Source organism: Kingella kingae ATCC 23330 (assembly GCF_900111845.1).
GTDB classification, from domain to species: Bacteria; Pseudomonadota; Gammaproteobacteria; order Burkholderiales; family Neisseriaceae; genus Kingella; species Kingella kingae.
On the sequence record NZ_FOJK01000033.1, the window covers coordinates 66,657 to 84,209 of the forward strand.

Sequence of the window (17,553 nt, forward strand, 5' to 3'; positions counted from 1 at the left end):
AAATCGTAAAATTGCCCCACCACTTCAATCAACCAAAGGACACATCATGCCCCCAACACGCTACTTGGCTGCCTTTTGCATTGGCGCGATAAGCAGTTTTTATTTGCCCGAACAAGGCAATGTGTGGGCGTGGTGTGTGGGTTTGCTATTGTGTGCAGGTTTGGCTTTTTGTTTACGCCGTGTCGCGTGGCAACAAAAAGCAGCCTGCACTTTTTTGTGCCTACTTTTGGGCGCGATTTATGCGATTGAGCGTACCGAAATCGCGCTATCGCAAGCCTATCCAGCACAACTGTATCCGACTTCGCAAACGATTCGCGTACAGGTAACGGGTTTGCCTGAAACCGATGAAAACGGCAGAACGCGCTTTATTGGCATCGCCCAAACAGCCAATCAACAAAACTATCGCGTGCTGTTCCAAGATTATTATGCGCGAGACTGGCGCGTGGGCGATGTGTGGCAAACGACTGCGCGTATTCGTGCGGCGGTTGCCACGCGCAATCCAGTAGGCTTTGACCGCGAAGCGTGGGCATTAGCAAACGGCATAGACGGCATGGCATCGTTGGGCAAAGAACGTGAAGCAGTCTCCGTGTCCACCAAAAGCAGCCTGCACTTTTTTAACCAACTTCGCGCCGACATCGTGCAAACATGGCAGCGCAACGCCAGCGCAGACTATCCGCAAGGCGTGGGCTTGATGACGGCTTTGGCGGTGGGCAATCGCAGCGATTTGTCGCAGGCTGCTTGGGATTCGTTTCGTCCGTTGGGACTGAATCATTTAATTAGCATTTCGGGTTTGCACATTAGCATGGTGGGCGTGTTGGCAGCGTGGTTGGCGCAGCGTTGTATGCGACTGCTGCCTGTGTTGCCAGCGCGTCCCAAAGTCATCAGCATAATCGTGGGCTGGTTGGCGGCGGTGGTTTATACGGGTTTGGCAGGCTGGGAAATTCCTGCACTTCGCAGCTTAATCATGCTCACGGTGTGGGCAATCGCGTGGCTGGCGCGTGGACATTGGGGCGTGTGGCAAACGTGGTGGGCAGCCTGCACCGCCGTGTTGCTGTATCAACCCACATCGGTGCTGGCGGTTGGGTTTTGGCTATCGTTTGGCTTGGTGGGCGCGTTGTTGTGGGCGTTATCGTGCAGGCTGCCTAGTCGCCCCAAACCATACGACACATTGCGCCAAGCATTCATCGGGCAATGGGCGGCAACGCTGGTGGGCGGCATTGCCACGATTTTTTTGTTTGGCATACTCGCCGTGTACAGCCCATTGGTTAATGCTGTTGCCATACCGTTTTTTTCTAGCATACTCACACCGCTGGCATTAGTCGCGTCCGCCCTGCCATTCGCACCACTGCAACGCCTAGCCGCATGGTTGGGCGAACACACCATACATATCTTGCTCGCATTAAGCCGACATCTGCCCGAACAAGCCTTCGCACAACCGCCTAGTTTCTTGTTTTGGCTGACCATTTTTTCCACGCTGATTATTTTGTTACCACGCGGCACAGCACTCAAACCGCTCGCTTGCGTCATCATCGCCAGTTTTTTGCTCTACACGCCCCCTGCCCCACGCGCACCGCTTGCCGTTCACGTTTGGGACGTAGGGCAAGGCTTGTCGGTGCTATTGCAAACGCGCCACCACAATCTTTTGTTTGACACAGGCACACCAGCCGCTGAAATGGCATTGTTACCCAATCTACGTGCACTCGGCATACAGCAAATAGACACGCTCGTCTTATCGCACCACGACAACGACCACGATGGCGGCTACGCAGCATTGCACCGCGCTATGCCAATCCGCCAAACATGGGCAGGGCAGCCTGCACATTACGCCAATGCCAAGCCCTGCACACACAGCACAAATTGGCAACAAGACGGCGTGTGGTTTGAATTTTTAACGCCCAACACGCAATCCGACAACGACAACGACCAAAGCTGCGTATTGCGAATTGTGGCTGGCGAACAGGCGTTGCTGATAATGGGCGATGTGGGCAACGATGGCGAAACCGCCCTGCTCCGTCAATATGGCGAACAACTAGCAAGTCAAGTATTGGTGCTGGGGCATCACGGCAGCAAATCGTCCAGCCACGCCCGTTTTTTAGACCACGTTGCGCCCAGCGTTGCCATTGCCAGCAGCGGTTTTGCCAACCATTTTCGCCACCCACACCCTGATGTACAGCAGCGTTTAGCCAGCCGACAAATTGCACTTTGGCGCACCGACACGCAAGGCAGCCTGCACTTTGAACTGGGCAACCATCGCGCGATTGAATTGATTGAACAGCAAAAAAAATGGTGGCAACGCAAGCCGTTTGCCGCGCTGCCACCCAGTTGAGAATTTGCCTATTTTTTAGGCATATTGATTTTTGTGTTTGATTTAAATGACTTGGACAACTTATCCACAAGTTATAAGCAGGCTTGTCCTGAAAATACAAGCGTGGTGTGGATTGTTGATGAAAAAGCAGCCTGCACTTTTTGTAAACCAAACATTCGAAATCCGCAAATTGATAGTGGATTAAATTTAGATTAGGACAAGGCGACAACGACCGCTGTGTACATCTAGTACATAAGGGAGTTGGCAACGCTGTACTAATCTAAATTTAATTCACTATATTTCAGCCATATTCAAAATCCAGTAGAATGCCCTGCTTCATTTGGGTTTGCCACAAAGCAGCCTGCAATTTATTTTGATACGAACAATATGATAGAAAAACTTACCTTTGGCTTATTCACCGAACAAGATGCGCGTAGTTTTACGCGCTTATTGGTTTATATCAAGCCGTATAAATTCCGATTATTTTGGGCGATTCTCGCGATTATGGGCGTGGCGTTCACCGAAAGTTATCTTGCCGCATTTATCGCGCCTTTGGTCAATCTCGGTTTTGCCGCGCCGACCACACCGCCCGAAGTATTAGTGGGCGATAGCTTCATTACCACGCTCACAAATCTGAAAAATCAATTCACTTATCTGATTTGGGGTACAGAAAACAAAGTCTGGATTGTGCCTGTTTTCTTTATTTGCTTGGTAGTATTTCGTGGCGTGTGCCGTTTTGCCAGCACTTATTTGATGACTTGGGTGTCGGTTATGGCGATTAGCCAACTTCGCCGCGATATGTTTACCAAATTGTTGTCGCTGCCGTCGTCTTTTTATCAAAGCAATCCATCGGGCAATATGCTGATGAATATTGTGCAAATGGCAGAAAGCTCCATTAGCGGTGCAAGCAATGTGTTTATTGTGTTGATTCGTGACACGTTGATTGTGATTGGTTTGGTGTGCGTGCTGTTGTATCTGAACTGGCAACTCAGTTTGGTGGTGGCGTTGATGTTTCCTGTGTTGTCACTGTTGTCACGTTACTATCGCAAACGCCTAAAAGATGTCATTAGCAGCGCACAGTTTAGTATTGGTTCGTTGAATAATGTGGTAAACGAAACGCATCAAGGACATCGCGTAGTCAAATTATTTGGTGGACAAGAACAAGCGCAAAGCAAATTTAACGAGGTGGTGAACATTATTGTTCGCCTGAACAAAAAAATCACGCAAGCCACTGCCGCACGTTCGCCGTTTAGCGAGTTAATCGCATCGTTTGCGTTGGCGATTGTGATTTTTATCGCGCTGTGGCAAAGCCAACAAGGGCATACCACCATTGGCGAATTTATGGCGTTTATTGTGGCAATGTTGCAAATGTTGTCACCCATCAAAAACTTGGCAAACATCAGTATCCCTATGCAAACCATGTTTTTAGCATCAGACAGCGTGTGTCAGTTTTTGGATAGCGATGCCGAAAAAGACACAGGCACCAAACAACTGCACCACACCGCAGGCAGCCTGCAATTTAAAAACATCAACGTCCAATATCAACAAGACGGCAAAAAAGCGTTGGATAACTTTAATTTGAATATTAAAGCGGGCGAAAAAGTGGCATTGGTTGGACGTTCGGGCAGCGGTAAAACCACCGCCGTGAATTTGTTGCCACGATTTGTTGAGCCGACATCAGGTCAAGTTTTGATTGACGATGTGGATATTACCGATTTGAAGTTGGACAATCTTCGCAGCCAATTTGCGCTGGTGTCGCAAGACGTGTTTTTGTTTGATGACACCTTGCTGGCAAACGTGCGATACAGTCGCCCCAATGCCAGCGAAGAAGAAGTGCAGGCTGCTTTGGAAGCGGCGAATTTGGGCGATTTAGTACGCAAATCGCCACAAGGTTTGCATCAACCCATTGGCGCAAATGGCAGCCAATTATCGGGCGGACAACGCCAGCGTGTCTCCATTGCTCGCGCCATTTTGAAAGACGCGCCGATTTTGCTGTTGGACGAAGCCACCAGCGCATTGGACAACGAATCGGAACATTTGGTACAGCAAGCCTTGGAGCGATTGATGTACGGCAGAACCAATATTATTGTCGCGCACCGTTTAACCACGATTGAAAATGCAGACCGCATTGTGGTGATGGACGAAGGCAAAATCATTGAAGAAGGCTCGCATCAACAGCTTATGGAACGCGGCGGCTACTATGCCAAATTGCGGAGTATGAGTAGTTTTAATCAGTAAATGCCTGCCTACGGCATACCCTTTTATACCCAAATCAAAGATTTGGACAAAAGGGTAAAGCAGCCTACACTTTTTTATGGAAAGTGCAGGCTGCTTTTTATAGTGGTCTAAATTTAGATTAGGACAAGGCGACAACAACCGCCGTGTACGCGTAGTACATAAGGGAGTTGGCAACGCCGTACTAATCTAAATTTAATTCACTATATTACCCAAACAATTCAAGCTGACTCCCTGCTGGCTGCAAATGGCTCACACCCAAGCCAATCAAGCGGAATTCGCCATCGGGCATACGCGCAATGAGTTGCAAAGCAGCCTGCAACAATCCCTGCTCTGGCAAGGCTGCTGAATACGTTTGCGAACGCGTAAACACCTGAAATTCCGTGCTTTTTAATTTTAGCGTCAGCGTGTATGCCTGCATTTTTTTGCGCTGCATTTGCTGCCATAAATCTTTGGACAAATTGTCCAAATACATGCTAATCGCCTGTTTATTTAGGTTATCCGACAAAGTCATTTCGGTGGAAATTTGCAAGCGTTCGCGCTCCGCCTGCACAGGGCGCTCATCTACGCCGCGCGCCAAATCATACAAACGATAGCCAAATTTGCCAAACCAATGCACCAATTCCGCCCGCGATACTTGACGCAAATCGCCAATCGTTTGCCAGCCGTGTTGCTGCATTTTCAACAATGTTTTCTTGCCTACGCCCCACACTTTTCCCACAGGTAAATCACGCAAAAAATATTCAATTTCATGTGGTTGAATCACAAATTGTCCGTTTGGTTTACGCCAATCCGAAGCGATTTTTGCCAAAAATTTATTCGGTGCGATGCCTGCGCTGGCGGTCAATCCTGTTTGTGCCAAAATTTCGGCGCGAATTTGTTTGGCGACTTGGCTGGCATAGGGCAACTGCTGCTTGTTTTGCGTTACGTCCAGATACGCTTCGTCCAACGAAATCGGCTCAATCAAATCGGTATAGCATTGAAAAATCGTGTGAATTTGTTGCGACACTTGCCGATACAAATCAAAATGCGGCGGCACAAAAACCGCTTGCGGACACAGTCGCTTTGCCGTGGCAACAGGCATTGCCGAGCGCAAACCAAATTGCCGCGCTTCATACGATGCCGCGCAAATCACCGAGCGCGCACCGTCCCACGCCACCACCACAGGCAATCCGCACAAATGCGGCTGCTCGCGCAATTCTACCGATGCGTAGAATGCGTCCATGTCTATGTGTATGATTTTTCGGGTTGGATTCATCTTAAAAAGCAGCCTGCACTTTAAAAACGCGTATTTTACCATAATCAAATTGGACAATTTGTCTAAAATAAGTCGCAATGTCTAATTTATACCGATTTATTTTGTGCGATTGACAAAATGTTCTTGCAGATTATGTCCAAAAAACCTAAAATTCCGCCTTTCTATTTGATATATATAAAGACAAAGTCATGGCACAAACCCTATACGACAAACTTTGGAATAGCCACATCGTCCGCGAAGAAGAAGACGGCACGGTGCTGCTGTATATTGACCGCCATTTGGTGCATGAAGTGACCAGCCCACAAGCATTTGAAGGCTTGAAAATGGCAGGGCGCAAATTATGGCGCATTGACAGCGTGGTTTCTACCGCCGACCACAACACGCCAACAGGCGATTGGGATAAGGGCATTCAAGACCCGATTTCTAAATTGCAAGTGAACACGTTGGACAGCAATATTAAAGAATTTGGCGCATTGGCGTATTTTCCATTTATGGATAAAGGTCAAGGCATTGTTCACGTTATGGGGCCTGAACAAGGGGCGACATTACCTGGTATGACCGTCGTTTGCGGCGACTCGCACACTTCTACACATGGCGCGTTTGGTGCGTTGGCGCACGGCATTGGCACGTCCGAAGTGGAACACACGATGGCAACGCAATGTATTACCGCGAAAAAATCCAAATCTATGTTGATTGACGTTTCAGGCAGCCTGAAATTTGGCGTTACCGCAAAAGACGTGGCTCTCTACATCATCGGACAAATCGGCACGGCTGGCGGCACGGGTTACGCGATTGAATTTGGCGGCTCGGCAATTCGCAGTTTGAGCATGGAGGGTCGCATGACTTTGTGCAATATGGCAATTGAAGCAGGCGCACGTTCGGGCATTGTGGCGGTGGACGATACGACGATTGATTATGTAAAAGGTCGCCCATTCGCACCAAAAGGCGAAGATTGGGATAAAGCGGTTGAATATTGGCGTACTTTGGTTTCAGACGAAGGTGCGGAATTTGACCAAGTTTACCGTTTCAAAGCGGAAGACATTGAACCGCAAGTTACTTGGGGAACATCACCTGAAATGGTGTTGGAAATCGGCAACGTAGTTCCGAATCCTGCCGATGAACAAGACGCGGTAAAACGCGCTGGCATGGAACGCGCTTTGGAATACATGGGTTTGACGGCTGGCACGCCATTGAATGAAATTCCTGTGGACATCGTGTTTATCGGCTCTTGCACCAACAGCCGCATTGAAGATTTGCGTGAAGCAGCGAAAGTGGCAAAAGGTCGCACGAAAGCGGCAAATGTGCAGCGCGTGTTAATCGTGCCAGGCTCGGGTTTGGTGAAACAGCAAGCGGAACAAGAAGGTTTGGACAAAATCTTTATTGACGCAGGATTTGAATGGCGTGAACCGGGTTGCTCAATGTGCTTGGCGATGAACGCTGACCGCCTTGAACCGCAACAACGCTGTGCTTCTACGTCCAACCGTAATTTTGAAGGTCGTCAAGGCAATGGTGGTCGCACGCATTTGGTTAGCCCTGCAATGGCAGCGGCGGCGGCGGTGATGGGGCATTTTGTTGATGTGCGCGAAATGGCGTAAATCAAAAGCAGCCTGCACTATAAAACGTAAAAATAACCCGTTTTTTAAAAATTAGTTTGTTTTTTTGATGCAATCTTGTTATGCTGCTTGTGCAGGCAACTGCAAATTGACTTCCACTCTTTATAAGGAGCTACACATGAAAAAATTGTTGTTAATCGCATTGACTTCTATGGCAGTATTATCTGCTTGCAATACCATTTCGGGCGCAGGCAAAGACATTAGCGCAGCAGGCCATGCTGTAACCGATACGGCTCAAGAAGTTAAACAAGCAATGTAATCAGCCGTTTGATTTTGAATGGATGCCCCGTATTTCGGGGCATTCGTTTATTTTCTTGGCATCAATTCAATAAATTAATTATAGTAGATTAAATTTAGATTAGGACAAGGCGACAACGACCGCCGTGTACAACTAGTACATAAGGGAATTGGCACCGCTGTACTAATCTAAATTTAATTCACTATAAAATGCAAGCTTCAAAATCCAATTGAATTTTAGGCGATAAATTCACTTGGAAATACAGAATTTGATGGCTCACTATCGAGCGAGATGTCTAAACATTTCAACCGAGCCGTCTACTTCAAATAACCATTAAGTTAAAAAACGTTAAATTAAAAAAATAAACAGAAATTTGCACGATAATTGCATGATGTTTTTTGTTCTGTTTTATTTTCTATTTATTTTACTTATTAAGGATATTTTGTATGAAAAAAGCAATGATTTTAGGTGTAATCACTCTAACTTTGGCAGCTTGTGCTGACACACGCAGCCACATCAGCAGCAATGCGACTTCGTGGGAACATAAAGAATACGAAGTAGGCAAAGCCAAACAAGACTTGGACGAGCAACAACAGGAAACTGCACGTCACGGCGAAGCACAACGTGTGTACAAAAACGGCGTGCCAACTTTCCGTTAATGGATAAAAGTGCAGGCTGCTTTGCAATGTCAACAAGCAGCCTGCACCTTCTTTTACTATTTTTTTAGATAAAACAGAACGCAAACTATGAAAGCCTTTACACAAATAACCGCCATTGTTGCCCCACTAGACCGCAGCAATGTCGATACCGATGCCATTATCCCCAAACAATTTCTCAAATCCATCAAACGCAGCGGCTTTGGCGTGAATTGTTTTGATGAATGGCGTTATCTTGACCACGGCGAACCAGGTATGGAAAACAGCAAACGCCCGTTGAACCCAGAATTTTCGCTCAATCTCCCACGCTATCAAGGCGCACAAATTCTGCTCACGCGCAAAAATTTCGGTTGCGGTTCAAGTCGCGAACACGCGCCTTGGGCTTTGGACGATTACGGTTTTCGCGCTGTGATTGCACCGAGCTTTGCCGATATTTTCTTCAACAACTGCTACAAAAATGGCTTGTTGCCGATTGTGTTGAACGAAGAGCAAGTGGAACAATTATTCCAAGAAACCTTTGCTAACGAGGGCTATCAACTGTCTATTGACTTGGCAAAACAGGAATTGACCACACCCAGCGGCGATGTGTTCAAATTTGACATTACCGAACACCGAAAACATTGTTTGCTTAACGGTTTGGACGAAATTGGTTTGACTTTGCAACACGAAGACGAAATCAAGGCATTTGAAGCCAAACGCAAACAAGCGCAACCTTGGTTGTTTAATTAATACAAAAAGCAGCCTGCACTTTGAATCAACCATCAAGTGCAGGCTGCTTGATATTTTGAATAAGAGAACCACTAAATGACCATTCAACTTCCACGTGGCGCAGTCATGGCAGACGTTGTCGCCTATGAACTCTCCGCAGACGACCGCCAACGCTTACTAGACCCAGCCATTGGCGGTGTGATTTTGTTCCGCCGCAATTTTCAAGATATCGCCCAACTTAAAAAATTGTGCCACGACATCAAATCATTACGCTCGCCAGAACTTGTGATTGCGGTGGACCACGAGGGCGGACGTGTGCAACGCTTTATTCAAGGCTTCACGCGCTTGCCTGCCATGAGCGTGTTGGGCGAATTGTGGGACACGCAAGGCGCAGAAGTCGCGCAACACGCTGCCGAGCAAGTGGGCTGGGTATTGGCAACCGAATTAGCCGCGTGTGGCGTGAATTTATCGTTTACGCCTGTACTGGATTTGAACTGGGGACAATGCGCTGTGATTGGCAACCGCAGTTTTCACAAGCAGCCTGCAATCGTGCTGGATTTGGCATTGGCGTTGCAAAAAGGTTTAAATCGCGGTGGCATGAAATCGTGTGGCAAGCATTTTCCAGGGCATGGCTTTGTGGAGGGCGACAGTCATCATGTTTTGCCGCAAGACAATCGTCATTTTGATGAATTGTGGCAAGCCGACATCGCGCCATTTGCTGCGTTGGCAGTGCAGGGCATGGCTGCGGTTATGCCTGCTCATGTTGTGTATCCGCAAGTGGATAGCCAGCCTGCTGGGTTTTCTAGCCATTGGCTCAAAACCGTGTTGCGCGAACAAATTGGCTTTGACGGCGTGATTTTTTCGGACGATTTAACGATGGAAGGCGCGTGCGGTGTGGGTGGCATTCGCGAACGTGCAGCGATTTCGTTTGCCGCAGGTTGCGATATTGTGCTGGTGTGCAATCGCCCTGATTTGGTGGACGAATTGCGCCAAGATTTTGCTGCGCCACACAATCCGCATCTGGCAGCGCGTTGGCAAAACATGGCTGGCACGTTGTCGCCCAAACAAGCGCAATCAGTGATGAACACGCCCGAATTTGCCGCCGCGCAAGCCTTGACCGCGCAACTGGCTTCGCCCAAAGATGTGGCAGGTGGGGTTAAGGTTGGGGAAGCGTTTTAGTGATTAAATGAAAATGCAGGCTGCTTTTTGATGATTGAAAAAGCAGCCTGCATTTTTATGATGACAAAATGAATTATTCTTTGCTACCAAACCATTTAATTATCAGTGCATCAAATGTGCCATTAGCTTTAATTTTAGCCAAACCATCGTTTAACTTGTTAAGCAATGTGGTGTTTCCTTTTTTAACTGCAAACGAAATACCTGTTTTGCCATCACGTATCATAATCAACCTTGCTTTGACGCCTGGATTTTTAGTCAGATAATATTGCATAACGCGCGAGTCACCCAAAGTTGCATCTGCTTTATCTGCTGATGTGTTCTTCAGACTCAAGAAGAACGAGTCTGATAAAACAGGATTAGCTTCCCATTCTTTAATTTTGGCAATATTGCCACTGCTACCCTTGTGAACAGCAATATTTTTACCTTTGAAATCTTCTATTGTGCGCAAATTAGCATTTTCTGGCGTATCCAAAACATATAAGGCGTGTTCGTATTCCAAATAAGGTTCACCCATATCTAATTTTTCAAGACGTTCAGGCGAACGAGACATGGCAGAAATAAATACTTGGTATTTGTTGCTGTTAAGTGTTGTTTCCGCTGTATTACGCGGAACATCAATCACTTGAATATTCATGCCAGCAGCTTTGGCAATTTCGGTCATCATTTCAATTTCAAAACCTTGCGGCTGACCGTGTTCATCTTTAAATTCAAATGGCTCATAGAGAACTTCGCTGCCAACCAATAATGTTTCCATATTGGGATTGGCGGTGGGAGATGTGGCAACATTGGCTGCGGAAGCAACAGGTGCTGCACTATTATTTGAATTTTGAGATGAAGGCGTTTCTGAACCGCAGGCTGAAATTAAAATGGCAAGAACCAATATAGGGAGAATGCGGCGAATCATAAAAAGACCTCTTGTTTTTAGGTTGATTAAAAAGTGGTAAAACTTTAACTAAAACGGTACTGCGCAGTAGTATGGTAGCAGAATTTGACGGGTGTGAGACATTTTAAATCTGCCCTAATCAAAAGAATATTTTTGTGATTTGAGTTCTTGGATTGAGCGGTATTCACATGGTATGTTGATATATGCGTAAGGTGGGATAAATCCCAGACCTGACAAGTTTTAAATAACAGCCACAATACGGTCAATGCGATTCGCAAAATGAGCTAACCATGGTTTCCAAGATTTGTAACCGTAAAGCCGTACTATGTTTAACACTAAACTAAATAATATAGAATAAATAAATGCTGAATTGCTATTGCGAATTAAAGAGTTATCTTCTTTAAAGTGAACATCTTTAACCCAGTGGAGATTATTTTCAATACCCCAATGGTTGCGAATCGTTTTAGCAAAAAATTCTACATTATCATGATGATAGTTACTTAAATAAAAGTGTTGTTCCACTTTGCGCGAACCATCTGCTTCTATTTTCGTATTTGTAACAACAATCATGCGTTTAGATGATTGCCAATTTTGGCTAACCCATTGTGTACATGGATAAAGAGCAACTTCACGTTGAATTTGTGCGCCTTTCTGTCTTTCCGTTGTTTGAATTTTGGAAAGTATTTGATTATTCTGAAGTTCTTGAAACTCTTTGAATAATCGGATTGCGCCTTTTTTAACACCCACAACGTAAAACTGCCCCAATTCATCAATCTCTACGAGACTTTTTTTGACAATGTAAGGCATCTAATGTCAAAACCAAACCTTTGGTCTCTAGGTTTCTGATGTGCGGATTTTTTCGTAACTGGGTGTATTATCTCTATCCCATGCAAGATATTGTTTTAATTCATCAATATTATTAGAAAGGAATGCACCTATTTCGCGATTACCTTTCGCACCGCCCAAAATGGCAACGACAATGACTGTAAGTGTTTTGGCTAGATTATAGCGTTTGCCTGCTCCACGTCTGGTATCGGGTATGCGAGCGAAATATTCTTCTAGTGAATGAATGGTGTTGTCCATTTGGTTGTTTAAACTTCGCGCATTATACTTTTAATTTAAAACTTGTCAGGTCTGGGATTTATCCCACCTTACGGCTGATGAAACACTTGTTTCACAGAAAATCTATTAAATAAAGTGCAGGCTGCTTTTAGATTAACAAAGCAGCCTGCACTTTTTCGTGTACAATACGCGCCGTTTTCAACCATTTGCCACACGGCACACAACAATATGGACGACCTTCCCAGTTTGTTCGCAATTATTATTCAACACCCCTAATCATCTTGCCTGAATGGTTCGCTTGCCAGCAGGCAGGCGGAGTATTTTATGGAACAAAATCAACCACAATTTGCCAACGATGCTGAACGCATGGCTGCCGACATCGAACAAATCCACAAACTCGCATCACAGTTATTACCGTTTTATAGCTTCATCACCGAAAACAACACGCTAGAAGAACCACTCATCAACGCCCAGCTGCAAATGCTGATTGGCGTGCTGCACGAATTGCACCCAGCCGATGTGGCGTTGGTGCTAGAAAGTTTGCCACCCAAAGAGCGCGTGTTGGTGTGGAAATTGGCGATTCCCGAAGAAGACGGCGACGTGTTGCTAGAAGTGTCCGATGCCGTGCGCGAAAGCCTGATTGAAAGCATGGACACACAAGAATTGGTTGCGGCTATGGAAGACATGGACGCAGACGATTTAGCAGATTTGGTGGAAGATTTGCCCGACAACGTGGTGCAAGAAGTCCTAAAAGATTTGGACGAAGAAGAACGCGCCCAAGTGCAGGCTGCTTTGTCCTACGAAGACGATCAAGTCGGCGCGATTATGAATTTTGATATTGTCAGCATTCGTGCCGATGTTACCTGCGAAGTGGTGCTGCGTTATTTGCGCCGCTTTGACAGCCTGCCCGACCACACCGACAAAATCTTTGTAGTGGACGACCACGACATCTTGCAAGGCGTGTTGCCCATTCGCAAATTGCTGGTTGCCGACCCCGAAGATTTGGTGGAAAACATCATGGCGCGAGAAGTCGTCAAATTCCGCCCCAGCGATGATGTGGTGGAAGCCGCCACCGCGTTTGAGCGTTATGACTTGATTACCGCACCTGTGGTAGACGAAAACAAAAAACTCATCGCCCGCTTAACGGTGGACGAAATGGTGGACGTTATTCGCGAAGAAACCGAAGCCGATATGTTGAACATGGCAGGTTTGAGCGATGAAGAAGACTTGTTCGCGCCTGTGTGGGATTCAGTTAAAAATCGCTGGGTTTGGTTGGCAGTGAACTTAGTAACCGCGTTTGTTGCCAGCCGCGTGATTGGCGCGTTTGAGCATTCCATCGCCCAAATTGTTGCGCTGGCTGCCTTGATGCCGATTGTGGCAGGCATTGGTGGTAATTCGGGCAATCAAACCATTACCATGATTGTCCGCGCCATGGCAAACGCGCAAATTTCTACCGCGCAGGCTGCTCGCTTGCTTAAAAAAGAAGTGGGCGTGGCATTGGTAAACGGCTTGATTTGGGGTAGCGTCATGGGCTTGGTGTCGTGGTTGCTGTATAGCAGCGTGGGCATTGGCTTGGTGATGGTTGCCGCCATGACGCTCAATTTGCTGCTTGCCGCCGTGTTGGGCGTGTTGATTCCTGTGGCAATGGAAAAACTGGGGTGCGACCCTGCATTGGGCAGCTCGGTTTTGATTACCGCCGTTACCGATTCGGGCGGATTTTTGATTTTCTTGGGTTTGGCGACTGTGTTTTTGTTGTAACGCATCAAGCAGCCTGCATCCGATTTCGCGTAAAAAATCCCATGCAGGCTGCTTGTTTACGTTAAAATACGCTCATTTTTTTATGAATTTAACGTGCAGGCTGCCTGCACAGACTGACCACTATGTCCTACCAACAAGCCTACATTCCCCTACCCGAATCCCTAGCCGAAGCGTTTTCAGACGCGCTCATGAACCACGGCGCATTGTCCAGCGCGATTGAAGACGCATTCGCAGGCACCGATGCCGAACAGCCGATTTTTGGCGAACCCGATATGCCGTCTCATCAAATTTGGCAGCAAAGCCGCATTATTGCTTTGTTTGATGCCGATGCCGATGTGCAGGCTGCTATTGCCGCCGCCGCTCAAGAAGCCGAAATGCCACTGCCTGCGTATGAAGTAGAATCGCTAGAAGAACAAGATTGGGTGCGTTTGACTCAATCGCAGTTTGACCCAATTCGCATTTCCGAGCGTTTGTGGATAACGCCCACTTGGCACGAAACGCCCGATGCCAACGCGATTAACTTGCGTCTTGACCCAGGTTTGGCGTTTGGCACAGGCAGCCACCCAACCACGCATTTGTGTTTGCAATGGCTAGACCAAAACCTGAAAGGCGGCGAAACCGTGTTGGACTACGGTTGCGGTTCGGGCATTTTAGCGATTGCCGCGCTCAAACTGGGTGCAGGCAGCGCAACAGGCGTGGACATTGACCCACAAGCGATTAAATCCAGCAACGACAACGCCGCGCAAAACCAAGTGCAGGCTGCTTTTTATTTGCCAGACCAAGTTCCTGCTGGGCAATTTGATGTCGTGGTTGCCAATATTTTGGCAAATCCATTGCGTATGCTGGGCGAAATGTTGGCAAGCCGCACCAAAACAGGCGGACGCATTGTGCTGTCGGGTTTGCTAGACGAGCAAATTGACGAAATGAGCGCGATTTATGCCCAATGGTTTGATATGCACCCAGCGCAAACCGAGCAAGGCTGGGCGTGTTTGAGTGGCACGAAGAAATAATGGAAAGAAATAGCAATGAGTAAAATTACTGTTAGCTGCCCCAACTGCACCGAGCAAGTGTCGTTGGATACCAAAGATTTGAAAAAAAGTGACGGTCAGGCTTTGTGTCCGCATTGCGATTATTCGTTTAAGCTGGTCAAAAAGTCCAAAAAGCAAGCACAAAATGATGTGATTGAGCAGGAAAAGCAGCCTGCACCTGCGGCAAAAAAATCGTCCACTAGCATGGACGATGATGCCGAGCAGCACGTGCGTTCTTGGTTTGGTTTTGGCAAATCGCGCGATGCAGAAGTCGCCAAAAAAGCCGAACCCGAAGTGCTGCCCGAGCCACCGCAATCGCCCAAACTGGTTAAAACCGTTGCCGCGATGAGCGCGATAAAACACGCACAAAAACCGCTTACCTACCGCGAACCGAAAGCCGCCGACAAGCCGACTTTTGCCGAAGTGGGCGAGCCGTTTGCGTTTAACCTAATGGACAGAGACAGCGTGAATGCGCAGTTGCCACAAATTTCGGTACAGCCTGCGGTGAACACGCCTGCGATGAGCGCGTCTTTGAGTGCGGATTCGCCACAAAATAATATTACGATTCATACCGATAGCTTGGTATTCACGCTGGTGGGCGATGGTCAGGGTATGTCGTTGCCGTCCACGCAAATCGCGGCAGGCGGCTTGCCTAGCACACAAGTCAATCCTGCTGCGGTTGCGCCTGTGGTGGTGCAAGCAGCAAACGACACCAACTGGACGATTGCCACGATTGCTGCAATGGCAGTGCTGGTGATGCAGTTGTTTTACTGGGTGTTGTTGGGCGCGTAGATTGGTTTGGTTGATTGAAAAACGCGGTGTTGAAAGCCGCGTTTTTTTTATGCAGGCTGCTTTTTATTAGGTGTTTATGGAAAATACTTTTGTTCACGCTTTTCGTGAAGCCGCGCCGTATATTCACTATTTGCGCGGCAAAACTGTGGTGGTTGGGCTGGCGAGTGCCTTGTTGCAGCCGTCTATTTTGCCGACTTTGGCTGCCGATTTGAATTTGCTTGCCGCATTGGGTGTACGCTTGGTGCTGGTGCATGGCGTGGACACCCAGTTGCGCCAATTATGCCAACAAAATCAATACATCATACGCGAACAATCGCAACGGCTGATTTGCGATGAAACCCTAATCCGCTGGGTCAAACAAATTAACGGCGAATTAAATTACGATGTGCAGGCTGCTTTGTCGCTCGGATTTGCCCACTCGCCGCAACGCACGCCACGCCTACGCATTGCACAAGGCAATTTCCTATCGGCAAAACCGCTGGGCGTGTTAGGCGGCGTGGATATGCTCTACACAGGCGGCGTGCGAAAAGTAGATGGCGCAGGCATCACCCACGCGCTTAACGATGGTTCAGTGGTGCTAGTGTCGCCGCTCGCCGCATCGGCAAGTGGGCAAATTTACCATTTGCCAATGGACGAAGTCGCCCAACACATCGCACAAGCCGTGTCCGCCGAAAAATTGATTTTTTTGATACCCGAATCAGGCATCATGAACGCGCAAAGCAGCCTGCACTCCGAATTGACCGCCGAACAAGCACAACAATTATTGCGCGAACAACAAATCTTGCCGCATCAAACGCATTTGCTGCAAACCGCGATTGATGCCGTGCAGCAGGGCATATCGCGCGTACAAATTCTATCGGGCGTGCAGCAGGGCGATTTATTGCGCGAATTGTTTACGCGACACGGTGCAGGCACATCTATCGCCCAAAATCCGTTTATCCACATTCGCCGCGCCCAAAGCCGCGACATTGCCGACATCATCGCGCTGATTCAGCCCCTTGCCGAGCAGGGCGTGTTGTTGCCGCGCAGCCGCGAATATTTGGAAGCGCATTTGGCGCAGTTTTATGTACTGGAACACGACCGCCAGATTAGCGGTTGCGTGGAATTGAAAACCTTTGCCAACCAAGCCAATGCCGCAGAATTGGCGTGTCTTGCCGTGTCGCAACACGCGCGAGACGGTGGTTATGGCGAGCATTTGCTGGCACATTTGGTGCAAGAAGCCAAAGCGCAGGGCAAAACACGATTATTCGCGCTTTCCACTCGCGCAACCGATTGGTTTCAGGAGCGCGGTTTTGTGCCAGCAAGCGTTGCCGATTTGCCTAACGAGCGGCGTGAACAATATCTTGCCCAAGCGCGACAATCGAAGATTTTTGTGTTGGATTTGGCGGGAGGATAAAAAGCAACCTGCACAACATCAAACAAAAAAACACCCGAAAATCCAAAAATTTTCAGGTGTTTGATATTTGGTGGAGGCGGGGGGAATTGAACCCCCGTCCGAAAATCCTCTACAAAGCGTTCTACATACTTAGTCTTGCCAACTTAAAAGTCTCGTCTTCATCGCGCCGACAGACAGGCTTTCAGAAAACCAGCTACCTTAAATCTTATTTTGTGCCAAGTAACCCGACACAAAACCAGTCAATGTAAAATGATGTTGCCGTAGGTTTGACCCTACACAGTCCATCGACCAACTGCTGCAACAGCTTGGCATTAAGCAGCCAAAGCGTAAGTTTCGTCGTTTGCGACTATTTTGATTCAGTGTTTTACGAGTCTCTGAGAACTCGGTATGCCCGCATTTGCTTTGCAACCCCCGTCGAAACCAAAGTCGCCCCCAAATGAGA

Annotated in this window: 15 protein-coding genes and 1 other RNA gene; 11 read left to right on the forward strand and 5 right to left on the reverse strand. The window is 47.6% G+C overall.

What is annotated here, in order from left to right; all coding sequences use genetic code 11:
• The first annotated feature begins 46 nt into the window (after window positions 1-46).
• Window positions 47-2,326 carry a DNA internalization-related competence protein ComEC/Rec2 gene (locus tag BQ5809_RS07155; RefSeq protein WP_003787624.1) on the forward strand — a complete coding sequence of 760 codons (2,280 nt, stop codon included), beginning with the start codon at window positions 47-49 and terminating at the stop codon, window positions 2,324-2,326.
• Between the two features lie 366 nt (window positions 2,327-2,692).
• Window positions 2,693-4,543, forward strand: a complete 1,851-nt coding sequence (msbA, locus tag BQ5809_RS07160; protein ID WP_003787620.1) for a lipid A export permease/ATP-binding protein MsbA — start codon at window positions 2,693-2,695, stop codon at window positions 4,541-4,543.
• 205 nt (window positions 4,544-4,748) lie between these two features.
• Here the strand turns inward: msbA and dinB are convergent, their stop codons facing one another.
• Window positions 4,749-5,798: a DNA polymerase IV gene (gene dinB, locus BQ5809_RS07165; protein WP_032827768.1), complete on the reverse strand. Its 1,050-nt coding sequence runs from the start codon at window positions 5,796-5,798 to the stop codon at window positions 4,749-4,751.
• 188 nt (window positions 5,799-5,986) lie between these two features.
• Between dinB and leuC the strand changes: the two genes are divergently transcribed.
• From leuC to nagZ, 5 genes are all read left to right on the forward strand, one after another.
• Window positions 5,987-7,393 carry a 3-isopropylmalate dehydratase large subunit gene (leuC, locus tag BQ5809_RS07170; RefSeq protein ID WP_003787616.1) on the forward strand — a complete coding sequence of 469 codons (1,407 nt, stop codon included), beginning with the start codon at window positions 5,987-5,989 and terminating at the stop codon, window positions 7,391-7,393.
• A 136-nt stretch (window positions 7,394-7,529) separates the two neighbouring features.
• Window positions 7,530-7,670: an entericidin A/B family lipoprotein gene (locus tag BQ5809_RS07175; protein WP_003791058.1), complete on the forward strand. Its 141-nt coding sequence runs from the start codon at window positions 7,530-7,532 to the stop codon at window positions 7,668-7,670.
• Window positions 7,671-8,095: 425 nt separating this feature from the next.
• Complete coding sequence (locus tag BQ5809_RS07180) at window positions 8,096-8,308, forward strand: peptidyl-dipeptidase (RefSeq protein ID WP_003787613.1); 213 nt, start codon at window positions 8,096-8,098, stop codon at window positions 8,306-8,308.
• Window positions 8,309-8,395: 87 nt separating this feature from the next.
• Complete coding sequence (gene leuD / locus BQ5809_RS07185; RefSeq protein ID WP_003787610.1) at window positions 8,396-9,034, forward strand: 3-isopropylmalate dehydratase small subunit; 639 nt, start codon at window positions 8,396-8,398, stop codon at window positions 9,032-9,034.
• Window positions 9,035-9,109: 75 nt separating this feature from the next.
• Window positions 9,110-10,192: a beta-N-acetylhexosaminidase gene (nagZ, locus tag BQ5809_RS07190; protein WP_003787608.1), complete on the forward strand. Its 1,083-nt coding sequence runs from the start codon at window positions 9,110-9,112 to the stop codon at window positions 10,190-10,192.
• 73 nt (window positions 10,193-10,265) lie between these two features.
• Here the strand turns inward: nagZ and BQ5809_RS07195 are convergent, their stop codons facing one another.
• From BQ5809_RS07195 to BQ5809_RS07205, 3 genes are all read right to left on the reverse strand, one after another.
• The gene (locus BQ5809_RS07195; protein ID WP_003791064.1) at window positions 10,266-11,096 is read right to left on the reverse strand and encodes a substrate-binding periplasmic protein; all 831 of its coding nucleotides are present in this window, start codon (window positions 11,094-11,096) and stop codon (window positions 10,266-10,268) included.
• Between the two features lie 219 nt (window positions 11,097-11,315).
• On the reverse strand, window positions 11,316-11,882 hold the full coding sequence (locus BQ5809_RS07200) for an ISAs1 family transposase (protein ID WP_071461637.1): 567 nt from the start codon (window positions 11,880-11,882) through the stop codon (window positions 11,316-11,318).
• Between the two features lie 27 nt (window positions 11,883-11,909).
• On the reverse strand, window positions 11,910-12,158 hold the full coding sequence (locus BQ5809_RS07205; RefSeq protein WP_231954140.1) for a transposase family protein: 249 nt from the start codon (window positions 12,156-12,158) through the stop codon (window positions 11,910-11,912).
• 303 nt (window positions 12,159-12,461) lie between these two features.
• Here BQ5809_RS07205 and mgtE point away from each other — a divergent pair, with 303 nt between their 5' ends.
• The 4 genes from mgtE (at window position 12,462) to argA (ending at window position 17,111) form a co-directional block, all read left to right on the forward strand.
• Window positions 12,462-13,895 (forward strand): magnesium transporter, encoded by a 1,434-nt coding sequence (gene mgtE, locus BQ5809_RS07210; protein ID WP_003787603.1) that lies wholly within the window; start codon window positions 12,462-12,464, stop codon window positions 13,893-13,895.
• 122 nt (window positions 13,896-14,017) lie between these two features.
• On the forward strand, window positions 14,018-14,905 hold the full coding sequence (gene prmA / locus BQ5809_RS07215; protein WP_003787600.1) for a 50S ribosomal protein L11 methyltransferase: 888 nt from the start codon (window positions 14,018-14,020) through the stop codon (window positions 14,903-14,905).
• A gap of 15 nt (window positions 14,906-14,920) precedes the next feature.
• Entirely contained in the window at window positions 14,921-15,715 is a 795-nt protein-coding gene (locus tag BQ5809_RS07220) for a hypothetical protein (RefSeq protein ID WP_003787599.1), read from the forward strand.
• 76 nt (window positions 15,716-15,791) lie between these two features.
• Window positions 15,792-17,111 (forward strand): amino-acid N-acetyltransferase, encoded by a 1,320-nt coding sequence (argA, locus tag BQ5809_RS07225; protein WP_003787597.1) that lies wholly within the window; start codon window positions 15,792-15,794, stop codon window positions 17,109-17,111.
• 68 nt (window positions 17,112-17,179) lie between these two features.
• On the opposite strand, the gene ssrA is transcribed toward argA, so the two are convergent.
• Window positions 17,180-17,545: a transfer-messenger RNA gene (ssrA, locus tag BQ5809_RS07230) on the reverse strand.
• Window positions 17,546-17,553 lie beyond the last annotated feature (8 nt).

Coding starts and splice junctions, on each gene's coding strand:
- BQ5809_RS07155 (WP_003787624.1), top strand. CDS start 47: ATGCCCCCAACACGCTACTTGGCTGCCTTTTGCATTGGCGCGATAAGC.
- msbA (WP_003787620.1), top strand. CDS start 2,693: ATGATAGAAAAACTTACCTTTGGCTTATTCACCGAACAAGATGCGCGT.
- dinB (WP_032827768.1), bottom strand. CDS start 5,798: ATGAATCCAACCCGAAAAATCATACACATAGACATGGACGCATTCTAC.
- leuC (WP_003787616.1), top strand. CDS start 5,987: ATGGCACAAACCCTATACGACAAACTTTGGAATAGCCACATCGTCCGC.
- BQ5809_RS07175 (WP_003791058.1), top strand. CDS start 7,530: ATGAAAAAATTGTTGTTAATCGCATTGACTTCTATGGCAGTATTATCT.
- BQ5809_RS07180 (WP_003787613.1), top strand. CDS start 8,096: ATGAAAAAAGCAATGATTTTAGGTGTAATCACTCTAACTTTGGCAGCT.
- leuD (WP_003787610.1), top strand. CDS start 8,396: ATGAAAGCCTTTACACAAATAACCGCCATTGTTGCCCCACTAGACCGC.
- nagZ (WP_003787608.1), top strand. CDS start 9,110: ATGACCATTCAACTTCCACGTGGCGCAGTCATGGCAGACGTTGTCGCC.
- BQ5809_RS07195 (WP_003791064.1), bottom strand. CDS start 11,096: ATGATTCGCCGCATTCTCCCTATATTGGTTCTTGCCATTTTAATTTCA.
- BQ5809_RS07200 (WP_071461637.1), bottom strand. CDS start 11,882: ATGCCTTACATTGTCAAAAAAAGTCTCGTAGAGATTGATGAATTGGGG.
- BQ5809_RS07205 (WP_231954140.1), bottom strand. CDS start 12,158: ATGGACAACACCATTCATTCACTAGAAGAATATTTCGCTCGCATACCC.
- mgtE (WP_003787603.1), top strand. CDS start 12,462: ATGGAACAAAATCAACCACAATTTGCCAACGATGCTGAACGCATGGCT.
- prmA (WP_003787600.1), top strand. CDS start 14,018: ATGTCCTACCAACAAGCCTACATTCCCCTACCCGAATCCCTAGCCGAA.
- BQ5809_RS07220 (WP_003787599.1), top strand. CDS start 14,921: ATGAGTAAAATTACTGTTAGCTGCCCCAACTGCACCGAGCAAGTGTCG.
- argA (WP_003787597.1), top strand. CDS start 15,792: ATGGAAAATACTTTTGTTCACGCTTTTCGTGAAGCCGCGCCGTATATT.